We start from the raw sequence: 18,483 nt of genomic DNA, 5'->3' as shown, positions 1-18,483 counted from the left end.
TTCCGCTTCCTCCGAATGCGTATCTGCTTTCGATCTCATCTCCGCTCCTTTTGGGGTTAAGATGAGCCAAAAACCCTCTCTTCCTCAATCGCTGCAAACTGTCCAACTTGTGCTGACGGGGAACAGCGCGCCCGTCTCAGGATCTCTTCGACCAGTGCATCTAGCGCGAAACTTCGCTCGGACTTCAGTGCCACAACCAACGGTCCCCCAGTTATGAACATCGAGTGTACGGTGATAGCTGCCCGCGATGCAAGTGTCGAAAAAGACCGCAGCGAGTTGCACTTGCGCTAACAGCATGACTCTGTTAACGACACCCTGAGTCAGCTAATGACCGCGGATTCGACCGTCCGCGTCACTTAATAATCATTCGTGGCGACCACCACCAGCAGAGTTGACCGGGACGGTACTCTCCGGGCGCCATCCAATCCGGTTCGCATCGAAAGCGGCCCCGAAGGCGGGCGTAAAAGAGGGCGACTTCGCCTTTTACCAGGCCATGTTCGATTTTCATACCGCCTCTTCAAGCTGTCAGCGACGGGCAGGCCTCCTCGCTTCCGGGTCGTTGCGCCAGTCTTAAGTTCCATTCGGCAACGACGGGGAGAATCAACTCCCCGCTGCAGGAGGTATGAACGCAATGGAACTAAGGCAACTCACGACCGAGAGGGAACGGCGAATTTTCGCCGAACGGATGGAGGCGGCGCGCGCGGAGCAGGGCGCACACTTCCGGGAGACGGGGCGGTCCAAAGTCGGGAAGATTCATCTCGAATACGGGCTCCCCTACGGGCTGTTCGAGCACGACGACGATCTCCCTGAGCAAATGATGTCGGGACTCGTGATGCACGATCTCGCCAGCTTCCCGCAAACTTATCCGCGGCCCGACTTGACCCATCTGCCGCCGCGGTCGGTGATCGAGGGTGGAGAGCTGTGGTCGTTCGCCAGAGGCGCCGGTCTGCTGGCACAGCACGGCGCGATTATTCTGGCGGGCCTGATGCAGGTCCAGGCATTGCTGGTTTACCCGACCCTCAAGCCATGCGACCAGTCGGGCGCATATGTACGGAGCAACTTTGCGAAGACTGGCGATCCATTCGTGTGGCCGTACTGCGAGACGACCGACGGCGGCCAGATATGGGTGCAGCCGATGGTGCTCGAGGGTGAGGCGCTGGCGAAGCTGGTGCATGATGTGTTCGCGGGTGGCTTCACGACCAGCGATTCGTTGCGGCGGATTCGGTTTGACAATCCATTCCCGGTCGAACCGACGTTGTCCCGTCATCCAATTCCAATCGGGCAGCATCTGGGCGCAGTTGAATCGGCGGCTCCCTACGGTCACGAGGTAAACGGCGAAGCGCAAGCGTAAATGAGCGATGCGCCAAAAGAAGCGGCGGCCGATCCGACGATCGGCCGCCGCTTCATCTCAGTTCCAGGAATTCCGGACTAACTGGCGGAACCCGGCGACGGAAGCTCCGGCTTCCGGCAGCCACCGCCTCCGACGCAATTGACGCCAGCGCCGAAATAAATCGTGGCAGCCTTGACCGGAAAGAACAGATAATTGAGCGGCGTCTCGATCGGATCGAACTGCTCCGGCGGCCCCGCCGCCTCGGCACGAGCCTGCTGCTCGACGTGCTGCTTGGTGTTGGTCTCGACATCCTGGATGCTTGCGAGGCGATCGTCGGAACCGAAGATTGCCGCCTTGCCCGGCTCGAGCCAGACGTATCGCAACACGCTGGCGCCGCTGTGGTTGGGATCGGCGATGTTATCCTTCAGGTCAGGCTGACCCATCGCCTGCACCGCTTGCGCGGGCGTCATGCCGGTGCTTAGCGACCCGCTTTTCAGTGCGGAGCATGCGACGGCGAATAGCGCGAGCAGCCCAACGGCCGCGCGTGCGAGAAATGTCCGCTGCGTCATCATCGATATCTCAAGCCTCATACGGAGCTAACATAACGAAGACATCTGCGGCAACCTGACCTTGTTTCATCGGGGTCCTCGTCACTTTGATGAAGATGAATTCACGACGCTTGGCGCAGGCGCAGCTATGGCGGGGATCGCCGCTGACACTGTGGCCGGCGCCGGCTGCGCGCTGCACGCGCCCGCTTGCGACGCCGTCAGCATCACCGACTGCGCGCCAGCACCCGGCGCCGGGCTCGCGAACGGATGGGTCAAATCGTAGAAGCCGTTGATGATCCGAAGCCCCCATCCACCGCCGTTATCCATGAAGCCGGTCAGTTGGTTGTACAGCGTGGGGTCGTTGACCATCAGGCCCGCGGTGCCCTGGCTCGAGTTGATCTTCTGCAGGATGTCTTTCAAGTCATGCGACGACCGGCGCAGGTTCGACAGCACGTCATCGGAGAAATCCTTGTTCTCCATCAGTTGCGGTAAGATGCCGTTGGCTTTGTCGAAACGCGCGATCAGCGTGTCCAGCCGCGCGCTGGTCCGGCGAATCTTAGCCGCCGTATCCGCGAGATTATCCAGGAACTGTTTGCCGTCGGTCTGATCGCTCAGCATCGCGCCGACCACGCCCCGGCCATTGTTGATACGGTCCATCACCTGGCTGAGCGCGATCGACAGCTTGTCGACGTGTTCGAGCGTGCGCTGAATCGATTCGAGCGTCAGCCGATCTTTCGGCTGGGCGGCGTCCTCGCCGCGAACCAGTTGACTGACCAATCCGTGACCCTTTTCGATTGACTCGAGTATCGAGCGCAGCGAACCGGAGATCGCCATCACGTTTGCGATCAAATCGTCGGTGCCTTCGCGCTGCAGAATTGCCTCGTAGTCGATCGGGTTGACCGAAGCCAGGATGGTGTCCGGAGTCGCGGGTGGCGCGGCTGCCGTGCCCGGCGTCAGCGCGACGAACTTGTCGCCGAGCAGCCCCATCGAATGAATCTGCATGATCGAATCGGTTCGCACGCGCTCCGCGGCGGATTCTTCGATCCAGATTCGCACGACGACGTAGCCGTTCTCGGGTTCGGGCGGAAACTTTATCGACTCGACGGCGCCGATCCGCACTCCCGACAGGGTTACCGGCGCTCCGGTCTGCAAGCCGTTGATTCGCTCGAAATGAGCTTGCAGGATTTCGGTGCGGGTGAAGAATTGCGCGCCGTGGCCGATCGTGAGAATCGCGAAACACAGGATCGCGAGCCCGGCCGCGATCAATGCTCCGACCCGCACTCCCGAATACGCGGAATCAGCCACGCTCACCTCGCATCGTGATTGTCATAGCGCAATCTCCACGAATTCGCGCATCAATTCGTCATCGGTCGTGCGCACTTCGTCGGCGGTGCCGCTGAATCTTATCCGTCCCTGGTCGAGCAGCGCGAAGCGGTCGCCGACCATGAACGCGCTCTTGAGATCGTGCGTCACCACGACCGACGTAAAGGCCAACTGCCGCTGCAAGCCCCGAATCAGCAAGTTTATCTTGTGCGTCACCAGGGGGTCCAATCCCGTGGTCGGTTCGTCGTACAGAACCGCCTTGGGCTGGAGCGCGATCGACCGCGCCAGCGCCACGCGCTTTTTCATTCCGCCGGAGAGTTCCGCCGGATAAAGATGCTCGACGCGCGTCATTCCGACCATGTCCAGCAGTTCGGTCACGCGCCGCTCGATCGCAGGCTCGTCCATGCCGCCGTGCTCGCGCAACGGATAGCTCACATTGTCGAACACGGTGAACGAATCGAACAGCGCGCCGCCCTGGAACACCATCGCGACCTGCTTGCGGATATCGGCCATCGCGTCCTCGCTGAGATTGTTCAGCCGCCGGCCCTCGACGATCACCTCGCCGCTGTCGGGCCGCTCGAGGCCGTTGAGATGCCGCAGCATGACGCTCTTGCCCTCGCCGCTGCCGCCGAGCACGACCAGGGTTTCGCCTTCGAAGACGTCGAGATCGACTCCCTGCAAGATCGGCTTGCCGCCGAAGCTCTTGCGGAGCTGGTGGACCTCGATGAATCGTTTTCGTCCGTCGTTCGGCATCAGATCGATAGAAAAAACTTGGTCAAAAAGAAATCCGAGATCAGCACCGTGATCGAGATGGCCACCACTGCCGAGGTCGTTGCGCGGCCCACGCCATCGGCGCCCCCCGTCGCGGACAGGCCCTTCGAACATGCGATTATCGCGATCTCGAAGCCGAAGAATACCGATTTTCCAAGTCCGCTCAGGAGGTCCTCGAGCCGCACGTTCTGAATCAACGAACTGTAGAAATAGTCGGCGCTCACGCCGAGCTGCGTGACCGAAATAACCAGCCCGCCGAGCAATCCGATCGCATCGGCCAGCACCGTCAGCACCGGCATCATGATGATGGTCGCAAGCACACGCGGCACCACCAGCTTCTTGACAGGACTGGTGGCCAGCGAGCGCATCGCGTCGATCTGCTCTGTTACCTTCATTGTGCCGAGCTCGGCCGTGATGCCGGCGCCCACGCGCGCCGCGACCATCAGCGCGCTCAACACGGGTCCCATCTCGCGCAAAAGCGAGAGTCCCATTATCCGGCTCACGTAAATCTTGGCGCCGAACTTCGCCAGGAACTGGCCCATTTGCAGCGCCAGCACCATGCCGGAAAAGATCGCGGTGAGATTGACGACGTTGACCGATCGCACGCCCACCGCGTCAAGTTGATCGAGCAACAGGCGGCCTTCGAACGGGCGGCGCACCAGGTAGCGGAAAAATTCGCCGGTCAGTACTCCGACTTCGCCAAGTTCGTCGAGGAACAGGTATATTCTTTCCAGCATCGCGCTTTGACGATGCGAGCGTAAGCGAAGCCGGCGGGTGCGGCAATACGGAGTTGCGGCGGTAACGAATTTGGATAACGGCGACGAGCTGCTTTTCGTGTACGGCACCCTGATGAATCCAGCCGAACGCGTGATCCTCCTGGGCAGGCCGATCGACGCAAGCCCGGGGCGGGTTCCGGGCTATGCGCGCGGTCGAAAGCGCCACTACTTCGTCGCAAAGCAGGCGGGCGCCGTCACAGATGGCGCAATCCTCGAAGGCCTGAGCGCGCGCGACCTGGCGATCCTCGACGAGTACGAAGAGGCGCCGGCGCTATACACGCGCGAGCGAATCGAAGTGCTCGCCGCCGACGGCCGCAAAATCGAATGTTGGATTTACCTGCCGACGAACTGGGCGAAGAACTAATCGCGATAGAGACCGCTGACTCTGCCTGTCACTTCACTTCGGCCGGGGGTGGCTTGGGCTGTTCTCCGCGCTTCAAGCCGAACTTGTCGATTCGGTACTGCAGAGTTCGATAGCTCATGGCGAGCATTTTTGCCGCCTTTGCGATCACCCAGTCATTGCGCTCGAGCGCCTGCAGGATTGCGTCGCGCTCGAAGGTTTCGAAATTGAAGCCCTCGCTCGGAATCTCGTATCTGTCGCCGCGCTGACTGTCCCTGCTGCGGCCCGGCTTCTTGCGCGACAGGACTTCATCGGGCAAATCGCGCGGCATCACCTTGTCCCCCTCGCAGAGCAGAATCGCACGCTCGAGCGCGGACTCGAGCTGGCGCACATTGCCCGGCCACGAGTAGTCGAGCAGGACTTCCATCGCCTCGCGCCCAATCTCTTTCACGCGGCCTTCGGCAAGATGTCCAAACTTGGCCAGTGCGTGATTGGCGAGCAGCGGAATGTCGCCGCGCCGATCGCGCAGCGGCGGCAAAGTGACGGTCACGACGTTTATGCGATAGTACAAGTCCTCGCGGAAGCGGCCCTCGCCGACTTCCTCGGCGATGTTGCGGTTGCTCGCGGCGACCAGGCGCACGTCGATGCGAAAGGAATCGTTGCCGCCGACGCGGCGCAGTTCCTTTTCCTGCAGGACGCGCAGAATCTTCGCCTGCATTCCCTGCGGCAGGTCGGCGATCTCGTCGAGAAACAGCGTTGATTTGTCGGCGCTCTCGAACAGCCCGATCTTGCGCTCGTTGGCGCCTGTGAACGCGCCGCGCTCGTGGCCGAACAGTTCGTTCTCGATCAAATTGTCGGGAATCGCCGAGCAATTGATCGCGACGAACTGGCGCGCCGCGCGCGGCGACAGCCGATGGATCGCCTTGGCCACGATTTCCTTGCCGGTCCCGCTCTCGCCCTGGATAAGGACCGTCGAATTCGACGGCGCGACTCGCCGCACCAGCCGGATCACTTCCTGGATGGCGGGATCCTGTCCGATTATGCCCTCGATCTCGAAGGTGCCTTCCAGGCGCCGCTTCAGGAGCTGATTTTCCTGCTGCAGGTTCGCGAATTCCGCCGCCTTGGCCACTCTCGTCACGAGTTTCTCGCGATCGGTCGGCTTCTCGAGGTAGTCGAACGCGCCCGCCTTCATCGCTTGCACGACGCTGTCGGTCGAGCCGTGCGCGGTCAGCACCACCACCTGGCTGGCCGGATAGGCGCCGCGCACTTTCGCGAGCAGCTCCTCGCCCGACATCCCCGGCATCATGAGGTCCGTCAGCACGACGTCGAAACGCGACAGCGCCAGCAACTCGATCGCGCGCTTGCCGACCGCAGCCTCTTCGACTGCGAATCCCTCTTCGCGCAACGTGTCCGCGGTGATCTGGCGTTCGAGGTCGTTGTCTTCAACGACCAGCACTGAGGCCTGGGTCATGATTGTGTCCGTGTACCGCGCTTGGCGGGAAGGTGAAAGTTACCGTGGTTCCGGGTCCGTCGGCGTTGGGTCCGATATCGATTGTACCGCCGTGGGTCTCGACAATCGCCCTCGACAGGAACAGCCCGAGACCGATTCCTTCGCGCTTGGTGGTGAAAAACGGCTCGAAGACGTGGTTCACGACTTCAGCCTCGATACCCGCGCCGGTGTCCGAAAAAGTAATCACCATCGCGCCGTCGACGCGCCGAATTGCAATACCCATCGTGCCGCCTTCGGGCATCGCCTGGATCGCGTTGGCGACCACGTTGATAAAGCAGGTGCGGAGTTTCTCGGCGTCCACGTTGAGAATGGGGGAGGCCCCGTTGCATTCCTCGACCAGCTCGATCCCCTGGCTTTTCATTTTCGATTCCGACAGCGCCACGACTTCATCCACCAGCTGACGCACGTCGGTGGGCGCCGGGAATATCTCGATCGGCTTGCCGTAATGCAAAAAGCTTTGCACCAGCTCCGACAACCGCCGCATCTCGTCCTTCATGATCACGAGCTGATGCAGAAACGCTTCGCGATCGTTGGGCTGCTGCGGAGCATAGCGGGCGCGGAGCTGATCGAGTGCAAGGCTGATGAAGTTCAGCGGGTTCTTGATTTCATGCGCCAGGCCGCCGGCCAATTGCCCGAGCGCCGTGAATCGTTCGAGCCGGTTTAGTTCCTGCTCGCGCTCGCGCGCATGCCGGAGCTGGCCGACCATGTCGTTGAAGCTGCGCGTCAGCAAGCCGATCTCGTCGCGCCGATGCGCCTCCAGAACCGGTTCCAGGCCGCGCGCCGCGATATTCTGCGCCGCGTCCGCGACCGCATGAATCGGCTTCACGTAGCGATCGGCGAGGATGTAAGCGAAGACCAGGCCGATTGCGAAAATCGCAAACGCGATCATCAGCTCGCGGGTCCGGCTCTGCGCCAGCGGCTGCGCGAAGTCGCCAAAATTCGCCACCACCTGCACGTAGCCAAGCAGATGATCTTCGACCTCGACCGGAATCAGATAGACCGTGGTCTCCGGCGCGAGCGGACCGAGCTTGCCGGCCGGAATAGTCAGCAGGTCATCGGGATGCTTGAGTTGGTCGGGGGTAAGCCATTCGGCCTGCTTGGGCCGCAGGGCAGCACCGATCAGATGCGGATTGGAGCTGTTGAGGATCAGATTTTCGCTCGATGCGATCGACACTTCGAGTCCCTTGGTGTGCAGGTCGCCAACGTAGGTGTGCAGCAGATCGCGATCGGTGCCGCCCACCGCGGTCAGCTCCTGCACGCTGATCTGGATCACGCGCGCCAGGTCCTTGACCCTCTCCTGGGTGGTCGCGACGATCGCCGCCTGCGTGCCCAGGCTGACCCACACCTCGGCGCCCAGCGTAAGCCCGAGCAGGGCTACCATCAGCACGATCAGTTTGGCTTTGAGGTTCAGCGCGGGAAAGTATGATTCCATTTTCGATATCGCCGGCCAGGCCGGCATGGCCACGCAATAATAGAGAATTATATACGTGGCTCCCCTGCCGCCAAAATCGCAAAATAGGCAGCAACCTGACAGGCCAGATTCTGATTCGGACGACCCGCCATCAACACGAACACGCGCCCAGAAAAAGCGTGCCGCAAAGCGCAAACGGGAAATGCTCAATCGTTTCCACCAATCACCAGCTCACAGTCAAGATTTGGATTGATGGGAAATTGAAGTTCTAGCTCCTTAATTTCGTTAGCGATCCCCGCGGCCTTAAGTGTTTGCGAGAAAAACCGTGCTCGGGTTGAAGGCGCGCTGCGATTATGAACGCGCACAATCAGCCCCTTCATATCGGCATCGATCTTCGCATCGCGGCTTCCACCACAATAGAACAATCCCTCAAAATCTTGAGCGTACTTTTCGGCCTCCGAATCGTTGAAGGGAGTCTTAATTGCGAGCTTGGGTCGTTGCTGCGGAGACAATCGATAGGCCGTCTCGATCGCGTCCCATTGTTGGCGAGTGATCGAACGTTGCTGATGCCGCCGCAACCCTTCGAGCTCCGTCCTGACCGAAGCAAGTTCGGCCCGATGATCGGCGGGAGACTCTTTCTCAGCCTTGATACGTGCATCATTCTCTTCCTTCCATGCGCGATATGTAGCCCAGAATAAGCCGACCGGGAGGAGCACCAAATAGGCGTGCCGAATCTCGGTCGGGCTCGAAGCGAGCAACGAATCCAATCGTCTTTGCCAGATGGGCGATAGGGCCGGCCTTACCAAACTCGGCAGTGCAAGCAGAGCACTGCCGACAATCGCCGCAAGAATAGCCCAAGCGTGCTTCATGAGCGCGCGCAAATACTGGTAGAATTGCCACGGCATCGGCTTCGCTACGCCAATTTCTGAGCAATCTGTTCGTCGAGAATTTCCTTGACGGTGAGCGGCACGATTACATTGCCCGACTTGCGAAAGTAGCGGTCAATCTCGGTTAGCGCATCCGAGGAATAATCGAACGAGACGAAGAAGCCTTTGGTTCGATCCTCGCGGGCCATCACGGCCTCAAACGAATCAATGTCCGGGCGGCCTGTTTTATCCTTTTGCTTAACCTGGATTGGATACCATTGATCCATAAAGCCCAATTCGCGGGCACCCGCTTCGCGCTCGCGCCGTTGGGCGGCATCGCGCCGATGTTCGATGGCCGATACCGGATAAATGCGCCCGTCGATTCCCTTGTCGCCGACTTGCGCTTTGTTCGGGATTCCGCCAAGCGCGATCACTGCCCAGTTCTCGAACTCAAACGGTGGGATTTTGCGAAGTTCCGCTTCCGATCTCGGGAGATCGCGCACGATGAAGCCACGCCCGGCACGCCACAGGTCCTCATTCTCGCGCAGCGCGCATTCTTTGCGGAGCCTGTTTGCCACCACCCGGCAGGAAGTCGGAGAAATGTCGATGCCGATCCACTGGCGCTTGAGATTCTGAGCGGAAATCAATGCCGTACCGCAACCGCAGAAAGCATCCAATACAATATCGCCGGGATTGCTGCTGGCCCCTATTATTCGATCCAGTAGGGCAATGGGTTTCTGCGTGGGGTACCCCTGCGACTCGCGTGCTTGTGAATTGACGGGCGGCAGATCGTCCCAGACACTCTGCAACGCAAGCCCTTTTGATTCATCCAGATACCGCTTGTAACGCGGCGTTGCCCCTTTGGACGGTATCGCAACCCGACCTTCCGCGATCAGCTTGTCCATCCGTTCTTTGCTATAGCGCCAGTAGCCTTTTACACCCAAAACCTCATAGTACGGATTGCCCTTAGCGGCTGCACCGGGACCGGATAGATTGTCCCATTGAAAGCGTCGGCCCTCCTCATCGACCTGCGAATAATGGGAGCGGATATATTCCTCTCCTAACGGCTGGTAGAGCTGATTCCACGGATAATCCTGCGAACCTCCCGTATAGAACAAAAGCACGTCGTGTATTCGCCCGAAGTGCTTACTGCCTTGCCGGGCGTCAGTGTGCGCCGTGCTACGCTTCCAGACGATCTCATTCTGAAAATTGTTCTCGCCGAAAATCTGGTCGAGCATCACCTTCACGTAATGGCTGGCGTGCCAATCGCAGTGATAGTAAAAGCTGCCCGTTTCCTTGAGAACGCGGGCAAGCTGGACGCATCGCGGGCGCATGAACTCGATATAGGCTTGGGTTGAAGCGTGGCGGTCCTCGAAAGAGCGCTTCTCTTTCGTCTCGCCCCAAAACACCTCGTAGTTTCGATTCGAGTTGAACGGCGGGTCGATGTAGATCAGGTCAACGCAGTGATTCGGAAGCCCCGCAAGCTGGTCGAGGCAGTCCCCGCAGTAGATTACGCGCGTATCTATCAGCGCGCTTCGCCTTGTCATTATTGTGCCTCGCGCCCGTTAGCCAAGCTGCTTGCGCCGTGCGATTTGCTTCTTGGGTTTTCCGCGCTTTGGCGGCTTGGGTCTTTAGCCGAGGGAGTCAAGTATATAATTTCCCAATAATTCGACCTATCCGTTCCTGGTCACGGGCTCGTTGACCTTGCGCAGAACCAGCAACCGGGTCGCGTACACCGCGGCGCTGAGGATCGCCACGATCACGATCAGCCGCTCGAAGCCGCCGATGTATCTGACTATCATCTCGATTTGCTTGCCAAAAATGTAGCCCAGCGTTACGACGATCGGCACCGATATCAGCGCTCCGAGCAGATCGTAGAGCAGAAACACCGCCGGGCGCACGCCAAAAGAACCGGCGGACAAATAGACCAAGGCGCGCAGACCGGCCAGGAATCGCGCGTAAAACACCGCGCGAGCCCCATGACGCTGCATGAAAAGCTCGATGCGCTCGATCTGATGCTGCCGACCCGGCCACGCCAGCGCCAAGTAGCGCACCAGGCCCGAGCCGAAGCGCCGGCCCATAAAGAACAGCGAGTTGTCGCCCGCGACCACGCCCAGCAGCGAGACCGCCAGCGTGATCGGGTAGCGCGTGATCCCGCGATGCGCCAAATAGCCGCCCGCGAGCAGCGCCACGTCTTCCGGCATCGGCAGCCCAAGTCCGCACAACATCAGAACAACGAACAATCCAAGATAGGTGAAGTGTTCGATGTACGCGGAGATCAGCCCGGCCAAGCTCAGCTCCCGTGGGCGTAACGCGCGCGCAATGCGTCGCGGATTTGTTCGACCGGGATGCCCCGGGTTGCCATCGACTGAGCATCGTGAGCCTCGCCGACGCAGATCGCACACCTGCTGCCGTGCGTATCACGGTAGCAATCGAGCAGGTTCTTGTGCCCGTTCGTTTTGTCGCATCCGCAGTAGCAATGCAATTGCGCCAGCAGCGTGGGATTGCGCTCGGCGATCTCATATGCCTCGCGCACATCGCCCTGGAAATTGTTCGGGTCGAGCGTTACCCGCAGCCGCGCCGCACCATCGGAGGCCACGGCCACCTGGCCCGCCGGCGGCTGCGCCTGAGTGGACACATAGCCGGCGTAAGAGAATGCCACCACCACCACCGCGGCGGCCGTCAGTGCGACAATTCCTTTGACGCCCTCGAACATGAGTCTCTCCGCAGCCGGAAATTATAGCATCTCGATGAATCTTAGGCTTTGATTCGCAAAACTGTATAGAGCGGCCGGCCGATGCGGTCCGCGCCGCGTATGCGGCAGGCGTTTGAGCAGGCCCATCGCGAGAATCCGCCGGCGGAAGTTTCGCCGATCGAGCGGACGGCCGAGGATTAGCGAGTATAGTTCCTCGAACTCGGCGAACGCGAATTCCCGGGGCAGCAACGCATACGCGATATTCGTGTACTCGAGTTTCGACTTCAGCCGCTTGACCGCATACGCCGCCATCAGCGAGTGATCGTACGCAAGCTGCGGCAGACGCGCGACTTCGTACCATCTGCCGGTCGCGTATTTGTCGCATGGCGCGCCGATGCCCTGCGGGTCGGGAATCAACGCCATGTACGCGACCGACACCACGTGCGCACGCGGGTCGCGCGACGGATCTCCAAACGTGAACAGCTGCTCGAGATAAGCGCCGCGAAGTCCCGTCGAATCGTAAAGCTCGCGCCGCGCCGCCTCGTCGAGCAGTTCCCCCACTCGCACCAGGCCGCCCGGAAACGCCCACCGCCCGCGACCCGGTCCGCGGCGCAGCTCGACCAGGTAGGTCTGCAGGCGCCCGCCGTTGATCGCGAACAACACGGTGTCCACCGCGACCATCGGCCGCGCCAGCCGTTGGCCACGCGCCGCGCCGGCCGCGACGCCTTGTGCGTTCGCGCTCAGACGCTCAGCTCGAGCATGCGCTCCAGGGCCCGCTTCGCGCCCGCGCGCACGTCGTCGGAAAGTTCGATTTCGTAGCGCAGATGGCGCAGTGAATCGAGCGTGCCCTCGAGCGTGATCATCTTCATGAACCGGCATAGCTTGCACACCTTGTAGAAGCGCTTGTCGGGAATTTCCATCAGGAGGCGGTCCGAGAGCCCGCATTCCGTCACCACCAGGAACTTGTCGGCGTCGCTGCTTCGCGCGTAACCGATCATCGCGCTGGTGGACAACACCGCGTCGGCGAGCGCGAGCACGTCGCGCCGGCACTCGGGATGCGCAATCACCTTGATCCCGGGAATCGCGCGCTTGACCTTGTTTATCTCGTCGGGAGTTATCTGGTGATGAACGTAGCAGTTACCGTCCCACGAAATTACCCGCTTGCGCGTCTGCCCCTGCACGTAGTTGGCGAGATTCTGATCGGGCACGAACAGGATATTGTCCGAGTCGATCCGCTCTACGATCTTCGCGGCGTTGGATGACGTGCAGCACGCGTCGGACAACGCTTTGACGTCGGCCGTGCAATTGACGTACGACACCACCTTCAGGTCGGGATAGATCTTCAGCAGTTCTTCCTTGCGATCCGCCAGCCGCTCGGCCGTCACGCTGTCCGCCAGCGAGCATCCCGCCTTCAGATCCGGCAGCAGCACCTTGCGATCGGGGTTGAAGACCTTGGCCGTCTCCGCCATGAAGTGAACGCCGCAAAAGACGATCACGTCGGCGTTGCGCACGTCGCGCGCGTTGCGCGCCAGCTCCAGCGAGTCGCCGATAAAATCGGCGACCTCGAAAATCTCCGGCCGCTGATAGTTGTGCGCGAGCACCACCGCGCGGCGCGCCTTTTTCAGCCGCTTGATCTCCGCGATCATGTCCGCGTAGCGCTCGCACGTGTCAGCCGTGTAGGTCTCGTTGCCGAGCACGCCGAGCTTGTCGTGGAGCGCGATCCCGCTAACCGCAGTTTCAACAGATTGGTTCACCGTGAGTCCTCTTCAGCGTGGCCGTCATTACTTTGCGTCAATATGACACTTACTCCAGGCCGGCCGTCTTTGCAAGCCGCTCTCCCGGTGGCGAAGAGGGGCGCCGCTCTGATAAATCCAGTTGCAATTGCGCACGCGGACAACGAAACGGCGCTTTTTCAGGAGTTAATGTGATGGATGAAGTATTGGATCGCGGGATTCACTGAGCGCCCGATCATGAGCCGTCAAACAGCACTCGGCCTCGTCCGCGACTTGTTCTTCCGCTCGAAGATCGAAGCTGTCGCCGCCGCCGTCGGCGCCGAAGTTGGCTACGCCTCGACGCTCGACGCCGTTGCCTCGCGGTGCGCCGAATTGAAACCCTCCGTCGTCTTCACCGATCTCTCAGACGACGCCTTTCCCGCGCTCGAGACCCTGAAACAAATCCGCGCGGCTGCTCCCGGCGCGCGCGTGATCGGATTCGCCTCGCACGTAGATTTGAAACCCCTGAAGGCCGCCCGCGAAGCAGGCTACGAGCTGACGCTCTCGCGCAGCGAATTCACCGCTCGCCTCCCCGATCTGCTGCGCCCCTCCGAGCGCTAATTAATTTCTTCCGGATCGCATGCCGGTGATATATTTCCCCTAATGCACTGCGCGCTCGACGACTTCCATCCTGCCGTTCGCACCTGGTTCGAGCGCCGCTTCAGCGCGCCCTCGCGCGCGCAAGAGCTGGGATGGCCCGTCATCGGCGCCGCCAACGACGCGCCCGGCTTCGACGTCCTGCTATGCGCGCCGACCGGCAGCGGCAAGACTCTGGCCGCCTTCATGTGGGCAATCAACGGCCTCGTCCTCGACGCGGCGCGCGATCGGCTTTGCGATGAAGTCTCGGTCCTGTACGTTTCGCCGCTCAAGGCGCTGGCCAACGACATTCGGCTCAATCTCGAGGAGCCGCTCGACGGCGTGCGCGACGTCGGCGCCGAATCGGGCCTCGATCTTTCGCGCATTCGCGCCGGTCTTCGCACTGGCGACACCTCCGCGAGTGAGCGCACTGCGATGCTCCGGCGGCCGCCGCACATTCTGGTCACGACGCCCGAGTCGCTGTTCATCCTGCTGACCTCGCCGAAGTTCCGCGAAAAACTCGCCGCCGTCCGCCACGTGATCGTCGATGAACTCCACGCGCTGGCCGGCAACAAGCGCGGTGCGCATCTCGCGCTGACTCTCGAACGCCTGGAACGCTTCGTGACGAGTCGCGGGCGGCCGCGGCCCAATCGAATCGGCCTGTCGGCGACGTTGAATCCGATCGAAAAGCTGGCCGCGTTCCTGGCCGGCTACGACGTGGCGCGCGGCAATTCGCGCTCACCGCGTCCGATAAAAATAGTTCGCGCCGACGATCGCGTCCGCACGATGGATCTCCAGGTCATCGCGCCCGGCCCCGAGCTTGGACCGCTGGCCACTCATCCGCATTGGGAAGCGATGTACGACGAAGTCGCGCGCCTGATCGGCGAGCATCGCACGACGCTGGTTTTCACGCTCAGCCGCCGCTTTGCCGAGCGGGTCGCACTCAATCTGCAGAAGCGGCTCGGCGCTGACGCCGTGATGGCGCATCATGGCAGCCTCGCGCGCGCCGAGCGCCTGCTCGCCGAGCAACGGCTCAAGCGCGGCGAGTTGAAGGCGATCGTCGCGACCGCGTCGCTCGAACTCGGCATCGACGTCGGCGCCGTCGAGCTCGTGTGCCAGGTCGATTCGCCCAAGTCCATCGCGGCCGCGATTCAACGCGTCGGGCGCTCGGGGCACAGCCTCGGCGCGACTCCCAAGGGACGCTTCTTCGCGCTGACCACCGACGATTTGCTCGAATGCGGCGCGGCGGTGCGCGCGATTCGCCGCGGGCATCTGGACGAAGTGGAAATTCCGATGGGATGCGCCGATATCGCGGCGCAGCAAATCGTCGCAATCGCGGCCGAGGAAGAGGAAATCTCCGAAGCCGAGCTGCTGCGCGTGCTGCGCAGCGCCTACAACTTCGGCGATCTCGACGCCGGCAAGCTGCGCCATCTGCTCGAACAGCTCTCGGCCGAGTTGCCCGAGCGAATCATGGGCGCGTCGCCAAAGATTTTCTTCGACCGCGTCAACGCCCGCGTCCGCCCGCGGCGATCCGCCCGCCTGTCGGCCATCACCTCGGGCGGAACGATCCCCGAAGCCGGCAACTACGACGTCGTGATCGAGTCCGAGGGCCGAAAGGTCGGCGATGTCGAGGAGGACTTCGCGCAGGAGTCGTCGCGCGGCGACGTGTTCTCGCTCGGCTCGATGCCCTGGCAGATTCAGCGCATCTCGCGCGGACGCCTGATGGTCGAGCCGGCGCCCGGGATGGCTCCGACGCTGCCTTTCTGGCAGACCGAGGCAGGCGGCCGCTCGCAGGCGCTGTCGGCGGAGATTTGCGATCTTCGCCGCGAGATTTGGAGCCGTCTCGAACGCAACGAATCGGCCGCTGACTGGCTGATGAGCGAATGCGCGATGTCGGATCGCGCCGCCACGCAAGCCGTGGACTACGTCCGCCGCGGCGTCGAGGCGCTCGGCGCGATCCCGGACGAAAAGACCGTCGTCATCGAGCGCTTCTTCGACGGCCTGGGCGGCACGCAAATCGTCATTCACACGCCATTCGGAATCCGCCTCAATCGCGGACTCGGTCTGGCGATTCGAAAGCGCCTGTGCCAGTCGTTCGATTTCGAAATCCAGGCGTCGGCGATCGACGACGGCGTGCTGCTCGCGCTGAATTCGCGGCATAGTTTCCCGCTCGACACTCTGTTCAGCATGCTGAAGGCGCGCAACGCGCGCGACGTACTTATCCAGGCGATCCTGGGTGCGCCGATGTTCGAAGTGCGCTTCCGCCACGTCGCGACGCGCGCACTCGCGGTGATGCGCTCATCGCGCGGCAAGAAGGTTCCCGCCTGGATTCAACGCCTTCGCTCGCAGGAACTTCTGTCCGCGATTTTTCCCGGCCAGCAAGCCTGCTTCGAGAACCGGCCGGCCACGATCGAACTCCCGGACCATTTTGTGATCGAGGAAACGATTCGCGAATGCCTGGAGGAGTCCACCGACCTGCCGCGCACGGTGCGGATGCTCGAAGGCATCGAGAGCGGCGCGATTCGCACCGTCGCGGTCGATGCGATCGCGCCGTCGGTGTTTGCCCATCGCATCCTGCTCGCGTCGGACTATTCATTTCTCGACGACGGCGAACGCGCCAATCGCCGTTCGCGGACCGTGACGATGAATCGCGGCATGGCCGAGGACGTGTTCCGCAAAGAAGACCTTTCCGATCTGCTCTCGGCGGAAGCGGTCGACAGCGTCGTAGCCGAAGTGACGGGCCGCGCGGCCGGACGCAGGCCGCGCTCGCGCGACGAATTGTACGAATTGATTCGGGCGCACGGTTCGCTCACGCAGGCCGAGGCCGAAGAACGCGCCGGCGAGGGCGGACGCGCGATGCTGGCGGAGTTGGACGCGGAGCGGCGAATCGCGCGTGTCAACTTAAGCGGCGAATCGGCAGAGCGAATAATCGCGAGCGAAGACAAGGGCGTCTTTGCCGCCGCGTATCCCACCGCATCGATTGACGGCGGTTTCCAGTCGAGCGACGAGGGCCGCGATGGCGACGGTGCGCGCGCCGAACTCGTGCGCCGCGCGCTGAAGACTTGCGGACCGGCGACTGCCGGTGAAATCGCGGCGCTACTGCATATCAAAGAATCGGACATCGAGCGGATTCTCGCGGCGCTGGAAGGGGATGGCGGGATTTTTCGCGGTCATTTCACGCGCGCCGATGCGATTCAATGGTGCGACCGCTACAACCTGGAACGGATTCATCGGATGACGCTGGCGCGGGTGCGCGCTGAAATCGAGCCGTGCGCGGATCACGAGTACGCGGCGTTTCGGCTGCGATGGATGCGCGTCGGCGGCGCTGAGCTGCCGGCCGATCAGAGCGGCGTAGCTGCGGTGCTCGAACAGCTGTCAGGAATCGCGGCGACGCCCGAGATTTGGGAGCACGCGATTATCCCGGCGCGCATCGCAGGCTATCGGCCCGAGATGCTCGACCTGGTCTGCATGAGCGGCCAGATGAAGTGGGTCGCCGTTGCCGAAGAAGGTATCGAAGGCGCGCGTCCCGCGAGCACACCGTCGCGGGTCACATTCATTGCGCGCAAGGCCACTCTGTTTGTACCGCGCGAAGAATCCGCGCCGGCGGACGCGAAGGAGCAGGCGGTGCTGGAGGCTCTGGGAGCCGCGGGTGCGCAGTACCTGGACGAGGTTTCGGAGCGAGCGAATGTTTCGGAGCGCGACGCATTGTCCGCGTTATGGCGGATGGCGGCGTTGGGGCGCGTGAGCAACGACAACTTTGCGCCGATCCGGATGTTTGCCGACGATCGCGGCGCCGAGCGCGCGCTCGAGTCGGTCGCACACCGCCCGACGACTCGTCACGACGCGGCGGTTCGCGCGCGGCTGAAGTCGAGTCTGGCGGGCCGATGGTCGCTGATACGCGCGGGCGAGCATCGCGCTGGCGGCCCGGATGACGCGCGGGATCTCGCGCTCAAATTGCTCGAGCGTCATGGAATTCTCGCCCGGGAGATGCTCGGCCTCGAATCGACGCATATCTCGTGGAGCGAGATCGCGTTTGCGCTGCGGCGGCTGGAATATAGCGGCGCGATTCGGCGGGGGTGGTTCGTGAGATCGATTTCGGGGGAACAATATGCCCTGCCAGAGGCGGTCGAGATGCTGCGCGCGGCGCGGAGCCTCATTCCGGCGCGAGAGAAACCGGTTGCGTTGAGCGCGATCGATCCCGCCAATCCGTACGGCGCCGTGATTGCCGGATACGGTATCGCGCGCGAGGCGGCCAACGTCGTGGTCATTCGCGCCGGCCGCGTGATTGCGGGATTGCAGGGACGCGCGATGATCACGGCGGGCGAGCGCGGCGCCGATGACGAGAGTTTCAGCGCGGCGGTGGCGGCTCTTCTGGCGCTGAAGCAGCGTATCACGATCGATTCAATCGACGGCGTGGCGGCGCTCGAATCGCCGCGGGTCGGCATTCTGGCCGCGATGCGATTCCATTCCGACGGACGCTCGCTGGTCTTCGACGGGTTGCACGGCCCGGCGCCCGCGCGCGCATCGCGCCGCAGCGCCGGCCCCGGCTAGAACGCCATCGTCTC

Annotated in this window: 16 protein-coding genes; 4 read left to right on the top strand and 12 right to left on the bottom strand. The window is 62.1% G+C overall.

Features of this window, described 5'->3' with window-relative positions; translation table 11 throughout:
- Positions 1-631: 631 nt before the first annotated feature.
- Complete coding sequence (locus ABR989_RS12435; RefSeq protein WP_428128980.1) at positions 632-1,351, top strand: hypothetical protein; 720 nt, start codon at positions 632-634, stop codon at positions 1,349-1,351.
- Between the two features lie 77 nt (positions 1,352-1,428).
- On the opposite strand, the gene ABR989_RS12430 is transcribed toward ABR989_RS12435, so the two are convergent.
- Genes ABR989_RS12430 through ABR989_RS12415 form a run of 4 tightly spaced genes read right to left on the bottom strand, consistent with a single transcriptional unit; the run spans position 1,429 to position 4,709 of the window.
- Positions 1,429-1,920 carry a hypothetical protein gene (locus ABR989_RS12430; protein WP_428128978.1) on the bottom strand — a complete coding sequence of 164 codons (492 nt, stop codon included), beginning with the start codon at positions 1,918-1,920 and terminating at the stop codon, positions 1,429-1,431.
- Positions 1,921-1,980: 60 nt separating this feature from the next.
- Positions 1,981-3,183, bottom strand: coding sequence for an MlaD family protein (locus ABR989_RS12425; RefSeq protein ID WP_428128975.1), 1,203 nt, complete (start codon positions 3,181-3,183; stop codon positions 1,981-1,983).
- A gap of 21 nt (positions 3,184-3,204) precedes the next feature.
- Positions 3,205-3,954 (bottom strand): ABC transporter ATP-binding protein, encoded by a 750-nt coding sequence (locus ABR989_RS12420; protein ID WP_428128972.1) that lies wholly within the window; start codon positions 3,952-3,954, stop codon positions 3,205-3,207.
- Positions 3,954-4,709 (bottom strand): MlaE family ABC transporter permease, encoded by a 756-nt coding sequence (locus tag ABR989_RS12415; RefSeq protein WP_428128970.1) that lies wholly within the window; start codon positions 4,707-4,709, stop codon positions 3,954-3,956. The genes ABR989_RS12420 and ABR989_RS12415 overlap by 1 nt, the downstream gene beginning before the upstream one ends.
- Before the next feature lie 70 nt (positions 4,710-4,779).
- On the opposite strand from ABR989_RS12415, the gene ABR989_RS12410 reads away from it, so the two are divergent.
- Positions 4,780-5,112, top strand: a complete 333-nt coding sequence (locus ABR989_RS12410) for a gamma-glutamylcyclotransferase family protein (protein WP_428128967.1) — start codon at positions 4,780-4,782, stop codon at positions 5,110-5,112.
- A 28-nt stretch (positions 5,113-5,140) separates the two neighbouring features.
- Here ABR989_RS12410 and ABR989_RS12405 read toward each other — a convergent pair whose 3' ends face one another.
- The 8 genes from ABR989_RS12405 to nadA form a co-directional block, all read right to left on the bottom strand.
- Positions 5,141-6,559: a sigma-54-dependent transcriptional regulator gene (locus ABR989_RS12405; protein ID WP_428128964.1), complete on the bottom strand. Its 1,419-nt coding sequence runs from the start codon at positions 6,557-6,559 to the stop codon at positions 5,141-5,143.
- The gene (locus tag ABR989_RS12400) at positions 6,531-8,030 is read right to left on the bottom strand and encodes a sensor histidine kinase (RefSeq protein WP_428128963.1); all 1,500 of its coding nucleotides are present in this window, start codon (positions 8,028-8,030) and stop codon (positions 6,531-6,533) included. The genes ABR989_RS12405 and ABR989_RS12400 overlap by 29 nt, the downstream gene beginning before the upstream one ends.
- A 185-nt stretch (positions 8,031-8,215) precedes the next feature.
- Complete coding sequence (locus ABR989_RS12395; protein WP_428128962.1) at positions 8,216-8,914, bottom strand: hypothetical protein; 699 nt, start codon at positions 8,912-8,914, stop codon at positions 8,216-8,218.
- Between the two features lie 8 nt (positions 8,915-8,922).
- Entirely contained in the window at positions 8,923-10,422 is a 1,500-nt protein-coding gene (locus ABR989_RS12390) for a DNA methyltransferase (protein WP_428128961.1), read from the bottom strand.
- Between the two features lie 126 nt (positions 10,423-10,548).
- Positions 10,549-11,166: a DedA family protein gene (locus ABR989_RS12385; RefSeq protein ID WP_428128958.1), complete on the bottom strand. Its 618-nt coding sequence runs from the start codon at positions 11,164-11,166 to the stop codon at positions 10,549-10,551.
- Between the two features lie 2 nt (positions 11,167-11,168).
- Positions 11,169-11,591, bottom strand: coding sequence for a CYCXC family (seleno)protein (locus ABR989_RS12380; protein WP_428128957.1), 423 nt, complete (start codon positions 11,589-11,591; stop codon positions 11,169-11,171).
- 21 nt (positions 11,592-11,612) lie between these two features.
- Positions 11,613-12,251, bottom strand: a complete 639-nt coding sequence (locus ABR989_RS12375; RefSeq protein WP_428128955.1) for an NUDIX hydrolase — start codon at positions 12,249-12,251, stop codon at positions 11,613-11,615.
- 59 nt (positions 12,252-12,310) lie between these two features.
- Positions 12,311-13,324 (bottom strand): quinolinate synthase NadA, encoded by a 1,014-nt coding sequence (gene nadA, locus ABR989_RS12370; RefSeq protein WP_428128952.1) that lies wholly within the window; start codon positions 13,322-13,324, stop codon positions 12,311-12,313.
- Between the two features lie 177 nt (positions 13,325-13,501).
- Between nadA and ABR989_RS12365 the strand changes: the two genes are divergently transcribed.
- Both ABR989_RS12365 and ABR989_RS12360 read left to right on the top strand, forming a co-directional pair.
- On the top strand, positions 13,502-13,903 hold the full coding sequence (locus ABR989_RS12365; RefSeq protein ID WP_428128949.1) for a response regulator: 402 nt from the start codon (positions 13,502-13,504) through the stop codon (positions 13,901-13,903).
- A gap of 42 nt (positions 13,904-13,945) precedes the next feature.
- Positions 13,946-18,469 (top strand): DNA glycosylase AlkZ-like family protein, encoded by a 4,524-nt coding sequence (locus tag ABR989_RS12360; protein WP_428128948.1) that lies wholly within the window; start codon positions 13,946-13,948, stop codon positions 18,467-18,469.
- Positions 18,470-18,483: the final 14 nt, after the last annotated feature.

Origin of the sequence: Binatus soli (SeqCode) (genome assembly GCF_050015535.1) — a bacterium.
GTDB classification, from domain to species: Bacteria; Desulfobacterota; Binatia; order Binatales; family Binataceae; genus Binatus; species Binatus soli.
This window is presented reverse-complemented; position numbering and strand designations above follow the sequence as displayed.

Bases quoted from the DNA above. Each gene is read 5' to 3' on its own strand.
- ABR989_RS12435 (WP_428128980.1), top strand. From the start codon at position 632: ATGGAACTAAGGCAACTCACGACCGAGAGGGAACGGCGAATTTTCGCC.
- ABR989_RS12430 (WP_428128978.1), bottom strand. From the start codon at position 1,920: ATGAGGCTTGAGATATCGATGATGACGCAGCGGACATTTCTCGCACGC.
- ABR989_RS12400 (WP_428128963.1), bottom strand. From the start codon at position 8,030: ATGGAATCATACTTTCCCGCGCTGAACCTCAAAGCCAAACTGATCGTG.
- ABR989_RS12405 (WP_428128964.1), bottom strand. From the start codon at position 6,559: ATGACCCAGGCCTCAGTGCTGGTCGTTGAAGACAACGACCTCGAACGC.
- ABR989_RS12395 (WP_428128962.1), bottom strand. From the start codon at position 8,914: ATGCCGTGGCAATTCTACCAGTATTTGCGCGCGCTCATGAAGCACGCT.
- ABR989_RS12390 (WP_428128961.1), bottom strand. From the start codon at position 10,422: ATGACAAGGCGAAGCGCGCTGATAGATACGCGCGTAATCTACTGCGGG.
- ABR989_RS12420 (WP_428128972.1), bottom strand. From the start codon at position 3,954: ATGCCGAACGACGGACGAAAACGATTCATCGAGGTCCACCAGCTCCGC.
- ABR989_RS12360 (WP_428128948.1), top strand. From the start codon at position 13,946: ATGCACTGCGCGCTCGACGACTTCCATCCTGCCGTTCGCACCTGGTTC.
- ABR989_RS12380 (WP_428128957.1), bottom strand. From the start codon at position 11,591: ATGTTCGAGGGCGTCAAAGGAATTGTCGCACTGACGGCCGCCGCGGTG.
- ABR989_RS12365 (WP_428128949.1), top strand. From the start codon at position 13,502: ATGAAGTATTGGATCGCGGGATTCACTGAGCGCCCGATCATGAGCCGT.
- ABR989_RS12375 (WP_428128955.1), bottom strand. From the start codon at position 12,251: ATGGTCGCGGTGGACACCGTGTTGTTCGCGATCAACGGCGGGCGCCTG.
- ABR989_RS12415 (WP_428128970.1), bottom strand. From the start codon at position 4,709: ATGCTGGAAAGAATATACCTGTTCCTCGACGAACTTGGCGAAGTCGGA.